At 57.5% G+C, this 14,130-nt stretch carries 15 protein-coding genes; 5 read left to right on the forward strand and 10 right to left on the reverse strand.

Translation table 11 applies throughout. The features are described 5' to 3' along the window. Positions 1 to 7: 7 nt before the first annotated feature. Both ACVCAM_RS07220 and ACVCAM_RS07225 read right to left on the reverse strand, forming a co-directional pair. Entirely contained in the window at positions 8 to 439 is a 432-nt protein-coding gene (locus ACVCAM_RS07220) for an arsenate reductase/protein-tyrosine-phosphatase family protein (RefSeq protein WP_021241484.1), read from the reverse strand. A gap of 2 nt (positions 440 to 441) precedes the next feature. Then, the gene (locus ACVCAM_RS07225) at positions 442 to 1,578 is read right to left on the reverse strand and encodes a polysaccharide export protein (RefSeq protein WP_407223514.1); all 1,137 of its coding nucleotides are present in this window, start codon (positions 1,576 to 1,578) and stop codon (positions 442 to 444) included. Positions 1,579 to 2,066: 488 nt separating this feature from the next. On the opposite strand from ACVCAM_RS07225, the gene ACVCAM_RS07230 reads away from it, so the two are divergent. Together ACVCAM_RS07230 and ACVCAM_RS07235 are read left to right on the forward strand one after the other, a co-directional pair. After that, a complete protein-coding gene (locus ACVCAM_RS07230; RefSeq protein WP_008500887.1) occupies positions 2,067 to 2,399 on the forward strand; it encodes an RcnB family protein in 333 nt (110 codons plus the stop codon). Next, positions 2,344 to 2,829 (forward strand): GNAT family N-acetyltransferase, encoded by a 486-nt coding sequence (locus ACVCAM_RS07235; protein WP_008500888.1) that lies wholly within the window; start codon positions 2,344 to 2,346, stop codon positions 2,827 to 2,829. The genes ACVCAM_RS07230 and ACVCAM_RS07235 overlap by 56 nt, the downstream gene beginning before the upstream one ends. A gap of 92 nt (positions 2,830 to 2,921) precedes the next feature. On the opposite strand, the gene apbC is transcribed toward ACVCAM_RS07235, so the two are convergent. Continuing rightward, a complete protein-coding gene (gene apbC, locus ACVCAM_RS07240) occupies positions 2,922 to 4,031 on the reverse strand; it encodes an iron-sulfur cluster carrier protein ApbC (protein ID WP_008500889.1) in 1,110 nt (369 codons plus the stop codon). A gap of 137 nt (positions 4,032 to 4,168) precedes the next feature. Here apbC and metG point away from each other — a divergent pair, with 137 nt between their 5' ends. Continuing rightward, positions 4,169 to 6,202, forward strand: a complete 2,034-nt coding sequence (gene metG / locus ACVCAM_RS07245) for a methionine--tRNA ligase (protein ID WP_407223515.1) — start codon at positions 4,169 to 4,171, stop codon at positions 6,200 to 6,202. 111 nt (positions 6,203 to 6,313) lie between these two features. Here metG and ACVCAM_RS07250 read toward each other — a convergent pair whose 3' ends face one another. The 3 genes from ACVCAM_RS07250 to ACVCAM_RS07260 are packed head-to-tail and all read right to left on the reverse strand — an operon-like array spanning position 6,314 to position 9,229. Next, positions 6,314 to 6,784 carry a YehS family protein gene (locus ACVCAM_RS07250; protein WP_008500891.1) on the reverse strand — a complete coding sequence of 157 codons (471 nt, stop codon included), beginning with the start codon at positions 6,782 to 6,784 and terminating at the stop codon, positions 6,314 to 6,316. Between the two features lie 46 nt (positions 6,785 to 6,830). Beyond that, the gene (gene btsR / locus ACVCAM_RS07255; RefSeq protein ID WP_407223516.1) at positions 6,831 to 7,550 is read right to left on the reverse strand and encodes a two-component system response regulator BtsR; all 720 of its coding nucleotides are present in this window, start codon (positions 7,548 to 7,550) and stop codon (positions 6,831 to 6,833) included. Continuing rightward, entirely contained in the window at positions 7,544 to 9,229 is a 1,686-nt protein-coding gene (locus ACVCAM_RS07260) for a LytS/YhcK type 5TM receptor domain-containing protein (protein ID WP_447093559.1), read from the reverse strand. The genes btsR and ACVCAM_RS07260 overlap by 7 nt, the downstream gene beginning before the upstream one ends. Before the next feature lie 218 nt (positions 9,230 to 9,447). Between ACVCAM_RS07260 and mlrA the strand changes: the two genes are divergently transcribed. Together mlrA and ACVCAM_RS07270 are read left to right on the forward strand one after the other, a co-directional pair. Beyond that, positions 9,448 to 10,188, forward strand: coding sequence for an HTH-type transcriptional regulator MlrA (gene mlrA, locus ACVCAM_RS07265; RefSeq protein ID WP_008500894.1), 741 nt, complete (start codon positions 9,448 to 9,450; stop codon positions 10,186 to 10,188). 69 nt (positions 10,189 to 10,257) lie between these two features. Beyond that, on the forward strand, positions 10,258 to 10,371 hold the full coding sequence (locus ACVCAM_RS07270; protein WP_008500895.1) for a protein YohO: 114 nt from the start codon (positions 10,258 to 10,260) through the stop codon (positions 10,369 to 10,371). Here the strand turns inward: ACVCAM_RS07270 and ACVCAM_RS07275 are convergent. The 4 genes from ACVCAM_RS07275 to osmF are packed head-to-tail and all read right to left on the reverse strand — an operon-like array spanning position 10,346 to position 14,097. Then, the gene (locus tag ACVCAM_RS07275) at positions 10,346 to 11,083 is read right to left on the reverse strand and encodes an ABC transporter permease (RefSeq protein ID WP_023344535.1); all 738 of its coding nucleotides are present in this window, start codon (positions 11,081 to 11,083) and stop codon (positions 10,346 to 10,348) included. The genes ACVCAM_RS07270 and ACVCAM_RS07275 overlap by 26 nt on opposite strands. Continuing rightward, complete coding sequence (locus ACVCAM_RS07280; protein ID WP_021241488.1) at positions 11,067 to 12,017, reverse strand: ABC transporter ATP-binding protein; 951 nt, start codon at positions 12,015 to 12,017, stop codon at positions 11,067 to 11,069. Before ACVCAM_RS07280 ends, ACVCAM_RS07275 begins: the two co-directional genes overlap by 17 nt. Next, positions 12,010 to 13,167, reverse strand: coding sequence for an ABC transporter permease (locus ACVCAM_RS07285; protein ID WP_023293823.1), 1,158 nt, complete (start codon positions 13,165 to 13,167; stop codon positions 12,010 to 12,012). The genes ACVCAM_RS07280 and ACVCAM_RS07285 overlap by 8 nt, the downstream gene beginning before the upstream one ends. 12 nt (positions 13,168 to 13,179) lie before the next feature. Continuing rightward, a complete protein-coding gene (gene osmF / locus ACVCAM_RS07290; RefSeq protein ID WP_139963847.1) occupies positions 13,180 to 14,097 on the reverse strand; it encodes a glycine betaine ABC transporter substrate-binding protein OsmF in 918 nt (305 codons plus the stop codon). Positions 14,098 to 14,130: the final 33 nt, after the last annotated feature.

A 14,130-nucleotide genomic window follows, 5' to 3' on the forward strand; every position in this document is an offset into this window, starting at 1 on the left:
TTCCTTGTTAACTCAAACGACGAGCCCATTCCTGACTGGCTTTCCCCAATTGCCCGAAAACATATTCAAAGGCTTCACGGCTTTTGCGATACGGGTCGGGAATGTCCTGGGTTTCCAGCCATTGTCCAAATAGCAGCGATTTTCCCCGGTTCTCCGGGGCCATTGTGGCAATAAAACGAAGGTGTTCCGGCTCCATCACCAGAATCAAGTCGGACTGTTGCAACAGACTGCACGTCACCCTGCGGGCAACGTGCCCCTCCAGCGAAAGGCCGTGACGCAAGGCCACAGCCTGCGCACTCGCATCCGCCGGGCGTCCTTCTAGTCCGAAAATACCTGCAGAGGTGACCTGCCTGCCGGGTAATTGCTGACGCAATAGCCGCTCACCAATGGGTGAGCGGCAAATATTGCCGGTGCAGACCACTAAGATTGAATGGAACATGACTACGGCCACGATCGGATGTTACGAACGGTTTCGGTCAGGTCATGTACGCCGCTGATGGTGGGCACCAGTTGGGAGATCACGCGATTCCAGCGCGATAGCGGTGCCGTGGTGACGTAGACAATGTCATACGGCTCAAGCTGGAATTCCGTACCCAGCACCATGGCTGAAGCATCTTCCGCATTCAGCTGATAGATATTGGCGATTTTGTCGGTGTCACCTTTTTTCGATACCTGGCGAATAACAAAAATGCCGGTTGCATCGGCCATATTTTGGTTAAGCCCCCCGGCATTTCCCAGGGCCTCGGCCAACGTCATGCCGCTACGATCCATCTTAAGGGTGCTCTGTTTCACCACCTCGCCCATTACGAACACTTTCAGCGCGTCGTTCCGGGGAACAAACAGGATATCGCCAGGATAAAGCAGCTTATTTTGGGTCAAATCGCCATGCTGCATCAGGGCATAGAGTGAGAGGTGGGCGTCCTGTCCATTGTGTGTGAGCACGACGTTACGCCAGTCGGCATCCGCCGAGAGCCCACCCGCGGCGTTAATCGCATCCATCACCGTCAGCGGAATATTGGTTATCGGCTGTTGACCCGATTTTTCCACCTCTCCGGTGACGTAGGCTTTTTGTGAACGGAAGGAGGCTACGCTGACGTCCACCTGCGGGCTCTCAATGACGCTATCCAGTCGAGCCGTAATCTCTTCACGTACCTGTGAAACCGTTTTTCCTGCCACCCGCAGTTTACCGACATAGGGATAAAAGAGCGTACCGTCAGCGTTGACCCAGTTGCCTGTATCGCTCGCGCTACGATATTGTCCTGCGGGCGTTGTTAATTCAGGATGATCCCAGACGGTGACCGTCAGGATGTCGCCTGCGCCAATACGGTATTCCCAGTTTTTGATCTGCTTGTCCAGATTAGGATTTGCCTGAGATTTCGACACGGGCGGGCGCAGTTTTTCAATCCACTCCGGGGTCAGCGGAAAAATTTCCACGCGCTTATCAAGCTGATAATTTGCCTCTTCCGCCGAAATAACTTTCTTACTTGACACACTTAAGTTCTGACCAAGTGAAAAAACACACCCTGTTAACTGACTAATACTGAGAAATAACAGCGAAAATGCAGTTGTACTTTTCATTAATATAAATATTTCTTTTAAACGTTGCGTTTATCGTTAAGCCTGTAAAAAGACCCAATCCAACCCCATGAAATGTAATCAATTATGCTTATGAGAGATGAACTTCCTGCCCTTATAAAACACACCTCACCCGCGCTTTAAAAAACAGATCCTATACTCGACATGGTTAAAAAAACGGACGTCAGCACGCTTCATCCGGAGGCAATATTAAATGCTCTTCAGAGAGAAAGCATTCGCCTCGCTTTCTAACTTTGATATGGAAAGTTATTTTCAGAATTAATTAATGAAATGATAAATATTAAAAATATAATGCATCGACAATATTCCCGACACTGATAAACATCACGCAATTGGGCTACACAAAACCGTCCACTTTTGTTACATTTTTTTTCAAACATACCCTGCGTTGATACTTAAAATGGACTGTCTGCTTTGCTTTCGACGTCCCGCAGACGAAAAGTATCTGTAACGATATCACTGGAGAAAAAATGGCTAAGCGTAAACTGCTGCTTCTGGGTGTATTACTGTCTCTGGCGGGATCCGCATTCTCTGCCCCGCAAACGGCCGCTGCCCCCTCCGGCATCAAGGCCTATGAAGAACAAGAGTTCATCGCTGACTTCACGAAATTCAAGATTGGCGACACGGCGCCGGCGCAGTATCAAACGCCGGAGTACACCATCAAACAGTACCAGCTGCGTAACCTGCCGGCTCCGGATGCCGGAACCCACTGGACCTACATGGGCGAGAACTACGTGCTGATCGGCGATGCGGACGGCAAAATCTACAAAGCCTATAACGGAGATATTTTCTATCACCGCTAAGACCATTCTGATCCGCCCCTGGCAGGAAAGCGATCGTCCTTTCCTGCGCACGCTCTTTCTCCACGCCCGGCGTGAGGCCTGGCCATGGCTGGACAGCTCAGACTGGCAGCTGGAAGACTTTGACGCGGCCACCCGTGACGAAGTGATTTGGGTTGCCACGCAGAACGGCCATCGCCTGGGCTTTGCCTCCGTCTGGGCGAACGATAATTTTCTGCACAACCTCTTTGTTGACCCGCAGTATCAAAGCCACGGCGTCGGGAAAATGCTTCTGGAACAGGTGCAGAAGACGTTTACCAGTACAGGTTCGCTTAAGTGTCTGGTGAAGAATGCGCGGGCTGTCGCGTTTTACCAGCGGCACGGCTGGCACATTGAGGCGACGGGGGATTCTCCGGAGGGAGAGTATTATTTGATGCACTATCGGCTTGGGTAAAGTCAGGTGGCGCTTCGCTTACCTGACCTACAAAACCGTATTTCGTAGGCCGGGTAAGGCGAAGCCGCCACCCGGCACTAAGCGAAGAGGTATTACACCGCGCGGAACGCGATTTCGCCCGGGATGACTTCGCCCTGCCAGTAAAGCTGCGCCGCAACGCGTCCCGCCAGCTGACGATACATCTCTGCAAATTCGCTGTCCGGACGGCTGACCACCGTCGGCTTGCCGCTGTCCAGATCTTCACGCAGGGTAATGTGCAGCGGCATCTGTCCCAGCAGTTGGGTGTGATACTTCGCAGCCAGTTTTTCTGCCCCGCCCGTACCGAAGATAGGTTCATGGTGACCGCAGTTGCTGCAGATGTGCATGCTCATGTTCTCAACGATACCGAGCACCGGCACTTCCACCTTCTCGAACATCACGATGCCTTTTTTGGCGTCGATCAGCGCGATATCCTGCGGCGTGGTCACCACAACGGCACCCGTCACCGGAATGTTCTGCGCCAGCGTGAGCTGGATGTCACCGGTCCCCGGCGGCATGTCCAGCACCAGATAATCCAGATCCGGCCACATCGTCTCCTGCAGCATCTGCAGCAGCGCTTTGCTGGCCATCGGGCCGCGCCAGACCATGGCGTTATCGTCAGTCACCAGGTAACCGATGGAGTTGGTCGCCAGACCGTGCGCCATGATCGGCGCCATGTGGGTCCCATCGGGCGAGGTTGGACGCTGGTTTTCCGCGCCCAGCATGTTTGGAATAGACGGGCCGTAGATGTCGGCATCAAGAATACCGACCTTTGCCCCTTCCGCTGCCAGCGCCAGCGCCAGGTTTACGGCGGTAGAGGATTTCCCCACCCCGCCCTTGCCCGAGCTGACGGCAATGATGTTTTTCACGCCGTTGACGCCAGGCTGGTTTTTCACGCGCTTCAGCGTGGCGATGCTGTGGCTCAGCTTCCAGTCGATCGCCTTCGCGCCGGTAATGCGCAGCAGCTCGGCGCTGGTCTGCTCTTTCAGCGCGTCAAAGGCGCTGGTCCAGACGAACGGCATCTGCAGCTCAACGTGCAGCGTGTCGTCCAGCCAGGCAACGTGGTGTAACGCTTTCAGCGTAGTGAGATTGTGCTTCAGGGTTGGATGCTGAAAGTTAGCCAGCGTCCCGGCGACCATTGCTCGTAAGGCTTCCGGTGATTTGGCCTGGGATTGAGAACTCATCCCGACTCCTTTGTTCTTGTGAATAAGACCTTAGATGAACAAGTTTACCTGAAAGGCCGTGGTTTGTGCTTACTTAATAATGCCCCTTTTGGTAATATCAAAAACCCTTTTCACAGTTAAAAGAAGTAATGCCTACTATGACTCAAGTCGCGAAGAAAATTCTGGTAACGTGCGCACTGCCGTACGCCAACGGCTCAATCCACCTCGGCCACATGCTGGAGCATATCCAGGCTGATGTCTGGGTCCGTTACCAGCGAATGCGCGGCCACGAGGTTAACTTCATCTGTGCGGACGATGCCCACGGCACGCCGATCATGCTGAAAGCGCAGCAGCTGGGGATCTCCCCGGAGCAGATGATTGCCGAAATGAGTCAGGAGCATCAGACCGATTTTGCTGGCTTTGACATCAGCTATGACAACTATCACTCCACGCACAGCGACGAAAACCGCGAGCTGTCGGAGCTGATCTACACCCGTCTGAAAGAGAACGGTTTTATCAAAAACCGCACCATCTCTCAGCTGTACGATCCGGAAAAAGGCATGTTCCTGCCGGACCGCTTCGTCAAAGGCACCTGTCCGAAATGTAAATCCCCGGACCAGTACGGCGATAACTGCGAAGTGTGCGGCGCGACCTACAGCCCGACCGAGCTTATCGAGCCGAAATCCGTGGTTTCCGGCGCCACGCCTGTGATGCGTGACTCCGAGCACTTCTTCTTTGACCTGCCGTCCTTCAGCGAAATGCTGCAGGCGTGGACCCGCAGCGGCGCGCTGCAGGAGCAGGTAGCGAACAAGATGCAGGAGTGGTTCGAATCCGGCCTGCAGCAGTGGGATATCTCCCGCGATGCGCCGTATTTCGGCTTCGAAATCCCGAACGCGCCGGGTAAATACTTCTACGTCTGGCTGGACGCGCCAATCGGCTACATGGGCTCCTTCAAGAACCTGTGCGACAAGCGTGGCGACACCATCAGCTTCGACGAATACTGGAAGAAAGACTCTACCGCCGAGCTGTACCACTTCATCGGCAAAGACATCGTTTACTTCCACAGCCTGTTCTGGCCGGCCATGCTGGAAGGCAGTAACTTCCGCAAGCCAACCAACCTGTTTGTTCACGGCTACGTGACGGTGAACGGCGCCAAGATGTCCAAGTCCCGCGGGACGTTCATCAAGGCCAGCACCTGGCTGAACCACTTCGACGCGGACAGCCTGCGCTACTACTACACCGCGAAGCTCTCTTCCCGCATCGACGATATCGACCTGAACCTGGAAGATTTCGTGCAGCGCGTAAACGCGGACATCGTGAACAAGGTGGTGAACCTGGCGTCCCGTAACGCGGGCTTTATTGCCAAGCGCTTTGACGGCGTGCTTTCTGCCGAACTGGCCGATCCTGAGCTGTATAAAACCTTCACCGATGCCGCCGCTGCGGTTGGCGAAGCCTGGGAAAGCCGTGAATTCGGTAAAGCGATTCGCGAAATCATGGCGCTGGCCGACGTTGCCAACCGCTATGTGGACGAGCAGGCGCCGTGGGTGGTCGCGAAACAGGAAGGCCGTGACGCCGACCTGCAGGCGATCTGCACCATGGGTCTGAACATGTTCCGCGTGCTGATGACATGGCTTAAGCCGGTTCTGCCACAGCTGGCAGCCCGCGCTGAAGCGTTCCTGAACACCGAACTGACCTGGGATGCAATCCAGCAGCCGCTGCTCGGCCACAAGGTGAACACCTTCAAGGCGCTGTACAACCGCATCGAGATGAAGCAGGTTGACGCCCTGGTAGAAGCATCCAAAGAAGAAGTGAAGGCGGCTGCGGCACCGGTCACCGGCCCGCTGGCGGACGATCCGATTCAGGAAACCATTACCTTTGACGATTTCGCCAAAGTCGACCTGCGCGTGGCGCTGATCGAGAACGCGGAGTTTGTGGACGGCTCTGACAAGCTGCTGCGCCTGACGCTGGATCTGGGCGGCGAGAAGCGCAACGTCTTCTCCGGCATCCGTTCTGCTTACCCGGATCCGCAGGTGCTGATCGGCCGTCAGACCGTGATGGTCGCCAACCTGGCGCCGCGCAAAATGCGCTTCGGCATCTCTGAGGGGATGGTGATGGCCGCAGGCCCTGGCGGGAAAGATATCTTCCTGTTAAGCCCTGACGAAGGCGCGAAGCCTGGCCAGCAGGTGAAATAACAAAAAAGCCGGAGATTATCTCCGGCTTTTTTTTTGCCCGGCGGCGCTACGCTTGCACGGGCCTACGGGTTTTGTAGGCCGGGTAAGGCGAAGCCGCCACCCGGCTAAACATCACGCCTTCGGGTGATGCACCCGGTGGGTCAGCCCGCGCAGGAAATTACGCAGGAACTGGTCGCCGCACTCACGGTAGTTTTTATGATCCGGTGCGCGCATCATGGCGGTCACTTCCGGCACGGATACGCGGAATTTTTGCTCGGTCATGATCGCCACGATATCGTCCGTTTTCAGCGAGAACGCGATACGCAGCTTTTTCAGCACCGTGTTGTTGTTCACCCGACGCTCCAGCGCCAGCTCTGGCGCGGCAGGATCTTTGCCACGCTTATCGTAAATCAGGCCGTTCAGGAAGCCCGACAGAATGATATCAGGGCAACGGACAAACCCCTCTTCGTCTTCTTTGGTCATCCACGTGTCAAAACTGGCAGACGTGGATTCCATGTCGGAAAGCGCAAGAATGCGCACCATGTCGTTATTGTTCGCTTTCAGGGTGTAGCGCAGGCTACGAAGAATATCGTTACTTAGCATAGTGCCTTCGAATGTCGATGATGCAATGGCGCGCAGTGTACCAGCTTTACAGCCCAATCGCCTCTTTCAAACTCTTCAGGTAGCGGCGGCTGACCGGGACGGTTTGCCCGGCGCGCAGCACCAGCTCGGCCTGGCCGTTATCTTCCAGGCGGATCTCCTTCAGATGCGCCATATTCACCAGGTACTGGCGGTGACAGCGAATCAGCGGCGTGCGGCTCTCCAGCGTGCGCAGGGTCAGCTCGGTAAACCCTTCGTTCCCTTCCGCGCTGGTAACAAATACCCCGCTCAGGCGGCTGCTGACAAAGGCCACATCATCCATCTGCAGAAGATAGATCCGGCTGTGCCCGGTGCAGGGGATAAATTTCAGCGGCTGCTGGTTCTCCGCCAGCAGCGTGACGTCCTGCACGGTGCGCTCCTGGCGTAAACGGTTGAGCGTTTTATCCAGACGCTTCTCTTCAATCGGCTTGAGTAAATAATCAAACGCATGCTCCTCAAAGGCCTTAACGGCATATTCGTCGAACGCCGTCAGAAACACGATGTAGGGACGATGGTCCGGGTCAAGCATGCCGACCATCTCCAGCCCGCTGACGCGGGGCATCTGAATATCAAGGAACAGCACGTCCGGGCGCAGCTTGTGCACCGCGCCGATAGCCTCAATGGCGTTGGCGCACTCCCCCACAATCTCAATATCCGGCTGCTCCTGCAGCAGAACGCGCAGGTTTTCCCGTGCCAGCGGCTCGTCATCCACAATCAGCACTCTTAACATGCGTTTTCCTCCAGCGGCAGTCGTAGGGTAATACGGGTAAATCGGTCGGGCTCGCAGGCGACGGTAATGCCACAGTCATCGCCAAAATGGGCGCGCAGACGTTTATCCACCAGGCTCATCCCTAATCCGCCGGAGACGGAAGGCTGATAAAGCCCGGCATTATCTTCAATATCCAGCACCAGGTGATGATTGAATCGGCTGGCGGCAATGGTTATCTCCCCCCTTCCCAGCAGCTGTGATGTACCGTGCTTAATGGCGTTTTCGACAATCGGCTGCAGGGTAAAGGCCGGAAGATGCTGATACGCCAGCTCTTCCGGCACGGAGAGCGACACCTGCAGACGCGACTGGAAACGCGCCTGCTCAATCTGCAGATAGGCATTCACGTGCTCAATCTCATCGGCGAGGGTCACGATCTCCGACGGCCGTTTCAGGTTCTTGCGGAAAAAGGTCGACAGAAACTGCACCAGCTGCGCGGCCTGATCGCTGTCGCGGCGGATCACCGCTTTGAGCGTATTGAGGGCGTTGAACAGGAAATGCGGATTGACCTGCGCATGCAGCAGCTTAATCTCCGACTGCGTCAGCAGGGCTTTCTGCCGCTCATACTGCCCGGCGAGGATTTGCGCGGACAGCAGCTGGGCGATCCCCTCCCCCAGCGTGCGGTTGATGGAGCTGAAAAGACGGTTTTTCGCCTCATACAGCTTGATGGTGCCCATCACCCGCTGATTCTCGCCGCGCAGCGGAATCACCAGCGTGGAGCCCAGCTTGCACTGGGGATGCAGCGAACAGCGGTAAGGCACTTCGTTACCGTCGGCATACACCACCTCGCCGGTTTCGATGGCGCGCAGCGTATAGGCTGAGGAGATCGGCTTGCCCGGCAGATGGTGATCGTCGCCCGTACCGGTAAAGGCCAGCAGCTTTTCCCGATCGGTTATCGCCACCGCGCCGATATCCAGCTCCTTGTAGAGCACCTGGGCCACCTTCATGCTGTTCTCTTCGTTGAACCCCTGGCGCAGGATCCCTTCCGTCGAGGCGGCAACCTTCAGCGCCGTGGCGGAAAAGGCCGAGGTGTACTTCTCAAACATGGCGCGCTTGTCGAGCAGAATGCGCATAAACAGCGCCGCGCCCACGGTATTGGTCACCATCATCGGAGCGGCAATGCTGCTGACCAGGTGCAGCGCATCCTCAAACGGACGGGCAATCAGCAGAATGATCGCCATCTGCGCCATTTCGGCCACAAAGGTAATGGCACCGGCGGTCAGCGGACTAAATACCTTGTCCGGGCGACCGCGCTTAATCATATAGCTGTGCACCAGACCGCCGAGAAGCCCTTCAACGATCGTGGAGATCATACAGCTCAGGGCCGTCATCCCCCCCATGGAATAGCGATGCAGCCCCCCGGTTAAACCGACAAGCCCCCCGACGACGGGACCGCCGAGCAGCCCGCCCATCACCGCGCCGATAGCGCGCGTATTGGCAATAGAGTCTTCGATATGAAGACCAAACCAGGTCCCCATAATGCAGAATATGGAAAATACGACGTAGCAGAGGAATTTGTGCGGCAGACGGACGGTGACCTGCATCAGCGGGATAAACAGGCGCGTTTTGCTCATCAGCCAGGCAATGACCAGAAACACGCACATCTGCTGAAGCAACAGCAGCACCAGGTTAAACTCGTACATACTCAAAACCGCACACGCTAAAAAACGCGTAACATACACGGATGCGGCTCAACTTTCTTTGAAGCATCCCAAAAAAGCGTAAAATCGTGCCCGTTATCACACCTTTTTCAGAATATCGCATAGGCTTCGCATTCTTTGTGCAAAAAACAATCAATTCTTCCTGGTTCGGCAAAGTGGGTCTACAGTTAAGCTGGGGACGCGTAAGCCAGGGGGCGAATATGGCGCTTTACACAATCGGTGAAGTGGCACTCCTTTGTGATATCAATCCCGTTACCCTACGGGCGTGGCAGCGACGGTATGGATTACTCAAACCGCAGAGGACCGACGGTGGGCATCGCCTTTTTAATGATGACGATATCGACCGCATTCGCGAAATCAAAAGCTGGATCGACAACGGCGTGCAGGTTGGGAAAGTGAAGTCCCTGCTGAGCCACGACGACCCGGATACGCAACATCTCTGGCGCGAACAACAGGAAACCCTGCTGCGGCTCCTGCAGGCGGGCAACCTGCAGCGCCTGCGTGGATGGATAAAAGAGCAGGGTCGCGATTACCCGGCGCAGACGCTGATCTCCCATCTTTTCATTCCGCTCCGGCGACGCCTGCAGTGCCAGCAGTCCACCCTGCAGGCGCTGCTCAGCATGCTCGACGGCGTGCTGATCAACTACATTGCCGTCTGCCTTGCCTCAGCGAAGAACAAAGCCGGAAAAGATGCGCTGGTTGTCGGCTGGAACGTACACGATACCACCCGCCTGTGGCTGGAAGCGTGGATTGCCACCCAGAAGGGCTGGCGCGTGGATGTTCTGGCGCACTCGCTGGCGCAGCTCAGACCTGAGTTTTTCGACGGCCAGACCCTGCTGGTCTGGTGTGGCGAAGTGCCGTCCGCTTCGCAGCAACAGCTGCTGACGGAATGGCGTGAGAATGGTTACCCGGTCTATTCCCTTGGTCCGGATGAGCCATAACGGCATTTAATGGTTCATTAACAGCTGCGCTTCACCGTATAATTGTTCCGTTAACAACAGGAGCACATGATGAAGGCAACCAAACTGGCCATTATTACCCTTTTTGTCCTGATGGCCGTAAGCGGTATCGGCGGCGTGATGCTGGCAGGGTACTCGTTTATTGTTCGCGGCGGTGTCGGCTGAGGTACAGCGCCAGCCGCTCAAAAGCGCGATCGACGACGATTGCCGCCAGCGCAACCAGCAGCGCTCCCTGCACAATATACGCCGTATTAAACCCGCTTAAGCCGATAATGATCGGCGTGCCCAGCGTATTAGCGCCGACCGTCGACGCAATGGTCGCCGTCCCGATGTTAATGATGACCGACGTGCGGATCCCGGCAATGATAACCGGTGCCGCTAGCGGCAGTTCAACCTTGCGCAGCCGCTGACCGCGACTCATCCCCATCCCTTCCGCCACGCTCAGCACGGACGCAGGTACCGCCGCGAGGCCCGCCAGCGTGCCCTGCAGCACCGGCAATACGCCGTACAGAATCAGCGCAATGATGGCAGGCTGTTGGCCAAAGCCCATCACCGGCACCGCTATCGCCAGCACCGCCACCGGGGGAAACGTCTGTCCGATGGCCGCAATCGTCTCCACCAGCGGGCGAAACTCCCGGCCCGCGGGCCGCGTGACCGCGATGCCCGCCCCCACGCCCAGCACAACCGCGATGGCGCTTGAGAGCGCCACCAGCCAGAGATGCGCCAGGGCGAGATTAATGAAGCTCTCCTGCTGATACACCGGCCGCGGCAGCCCGGGAAAGAGACCGTTAAACAGCGCCGCGCTGTGGGGCATCAGAAACAGTAAGCCGACAAAGAGCGCTACCAGCCAGAGAAGCGGATCACGCAGTGCCTTCACGCGTCACCTCCCCGGCCAGCAGATCGCGAAAGTGTAAGGTGCCGCACGGCGCGCCCCGGGCATCCGAAACGGGCAATACTTCGCACTGGCGCGCGACAAACGCGGAGAGCGCATCCCGCAGGCTCATCTGCGCCTGCAGCGGTTCGCCGCTCACCGGCGCCGCCTCCCGACGCATATAGTCGCTCACCGTTCGCAGGGAGAGCAGCCTGACGCCCAACTCGCTGCGGCCAAAAAACTCGCGCACAAAGTCGTTCTTCGGCCAGGTTAACAGCTCAAGCGGCGAGCCCTGCTGCACAACTTCGCCATGATCCATCAGCACCAGATGGTCGGCCAGGCGCAGGGCTTCATCAATATCGTGCGTCACGAGCACGATCGTGCGTCCGAGAATGCGGTGAATGCGGGTCATCTCCGCCTGCAGCGCCCCGCGCGTGACCGGATCCAGCGCGCCGAAGGGTTCGTCCATCAGCAGCACCTGCGGGTTGGCCGCCAGCGCGCGCGCTACGCCCACGCGCTGCTGCTGCCCGCCGGAAAGCTGGTGCGGATAGCGGTCGCGCAGCGCGGGCTCTAGCCCCAGCAGAGACATCAGTTCATCAACGCGTTCGGCGATTTTCGTCCGCGACCATTTCTCCAGCTGCAGCACGGTGGCGATGTTCTGCGCCACCGTCCAGTGCGGAAACAGTCCGATGGACTGTATGGCATAACCCATCCGACGGCGCAGCTCCAGCACCGGCAGGCTGCGGATCTCTTCCCCGGCAAAGCGGATCAGCCCGCTGTCATGCTCCACCAGCCGGTTGATCATCTTCAGTGTGGTGGATTTGCCCGACCCGGAGGTGCCAATCAGCACGGAAAACGCGCCCTCGGCAAAGTTCAGGTTCAGGTGGCTCGCCGCCGGGCGACCGGCAAAGGTTTTACTGACATCATGAAATTCAATCATTGGCTCTTCTCCCGAGCAGCGCGAGCCATAAGGCAAACAGTGCGTCGACGACCACCGCCAGCGCAATCGTGGGCACCACGCCCAATAACACCAGATCCAGGGCACTGCTCAGCAGCCCCTGGAAGACCAGCGCGCCAAAGCCGCCCGCGCCAATCAGCGCCGCAATCACCGCCATGCCGACGGTCTGGACCGCCACCACCCTCAGGCTGCGCAACAGCAGGGGCAGCGCCAGCGGGAGCTGAATTTTCCAGAAACACTGCCGCGCGCTCATTCCCATCGCATGGGCGCTTTCCAGCACGTCAGGTGCGACCTGACCTAAGCCCGCGACCACGCCGCGTACCAGCGGCAGCAGGGCATACAGCACCAGCGCGATAAGCGCGGGCGTTAATCCCGTTCCGGCTATTCCCAGCATTCCCAGCGCCGGAAACGACTTCACCAGCCCGGCCAGCGGCGCAATCAGCAGGCCAAACAGCGCGACGGAAGGAATGGTCTGGATAACATTGAGCACGGTAAAAACCCCGCCCTGGCGTGAAGGATGGCGATAGCACCACATGCCAAGGGGGATCCCAACCAGAAGCGCCGGAAAGAGCGTACCGAAGAGGATCGTCAGGTGCTGCGCGAGGGCATCATCAAACACCTCCTGACGGTTGGCGTATTCTTTTAACAGCGAGAGGTTGTTCAGCTCACCGCTGAACAGCAGGAGTAAAGGAATACACCATATCTGCGCATTGAGCACCCATCGCCAGACGGCGCTGGGGATGAGTCGACGAATCGCATCGCTGCAGGCCAGCAGGCAGAGCGCCAGCCACAGCCACAGGCCGCTGCCGATAGTGGTTCTCGCCAGCGGACTTTCCGCCGAGGCCATATGCGTCGCCGCCAGCCCGGCGCTCCAGAACAGGAGAATAAACAGCCCTTCAGAGAGAAGCAGCGTCAGCCACTGGGCCAGGCGTCCCTGCCAGAGCGACAGGATCACCCACGCGCCCAGCGCCGCCGCCAGCCACCCCGGCGTAAACGACCAGACCTGCCAGAGCGCTTTTCCCTCCCCCGACATCAGGCGGTTTGGGGCAACGTTGACAAACGGTAACGCGACCGCCGCGATGGCTACGCAGGCCAGCAGCAGCAGGACGCGGTTATGACATTTTATTGGCACAGCCTTTTCCCGTTACTTCACAAGCCCTTGTTGTTTCAGGAAGTCGGCGGCCACTTTTTTGGCATCCAGCCCCTCGACGGCAATGCTGGCATTCAGCTGCTGCAGCGTTTTTTCATCCAGCTTTTCGAAGACCGGTTTGAGCCATTCTGCAATGTCCGGGTACGCTTTCAGCACCGCCTCACGCACCACCGGGGTCGGCGCGTAAATTGGCTGTACGCCTTTTGGATCGGTCAGGGTCTGCAGGCCAAGCGCCGCCACCGGGCCGTCGGTACCGTAGGCCATGGCCGCGTTAACGCCGGAAGTTTGCTGTGCCGCCGCTTTGATGGTCACCGCGGTATCCCCACCCGCCAGCGAGAGCAGCTGCGCCTGGTCGAGCTTGAAGTCGTAGGCTTTTTCAAACGCGGGCAGCGCGTCAGGACGCTCGATGAACTCCGCCGACGCCGCAAGCTTAAAGTCGCCCTTCTCTTTCAGGTAGCGGCTGAGATCCGCCAGGGTAGTCAGCTTCCCTTTCTCCGCCACGTCCTTGCGCACGGCGATAGTCCAGGTATTGTTGGCCGGCGCCGGGGTCAGCCAAACCAGTTTGTTCTGTTCCGCGTCGAGTTTTTTGACTTTCTCATACCCGGCTTTGGCGTTTTTCCATGCCGGATCGTTTTCATCTTTGAAGAAGAATGCGCCGTTGCCGGTGTATTCCGGGTAGATATCCAGCTCGCCGGAGGTAATCGCGCCGCGCACGACGGGCGTGGTGCCGAGCTGGACTTTATTGACCGTTTTCACGCCGTGGCTTTCCAGCACCTGCAAAATAATATTGCCGAGCAGCGCGCCTTCGGTATCGATCTTCGAGCCCACTTTTACCGGCTCCGCCGCCTGTAACGGCAGGCTCAGCGCCGCCAGTAACACCGCAGATCCCAACATCCCCTTTGCAATCATCATTCCGCTATCCTCATTTTTTTGCTGCCTTTTTCA

It is taken from the genome of Enterobacter sp. CFEC122 (assembly GCF_052983755.1).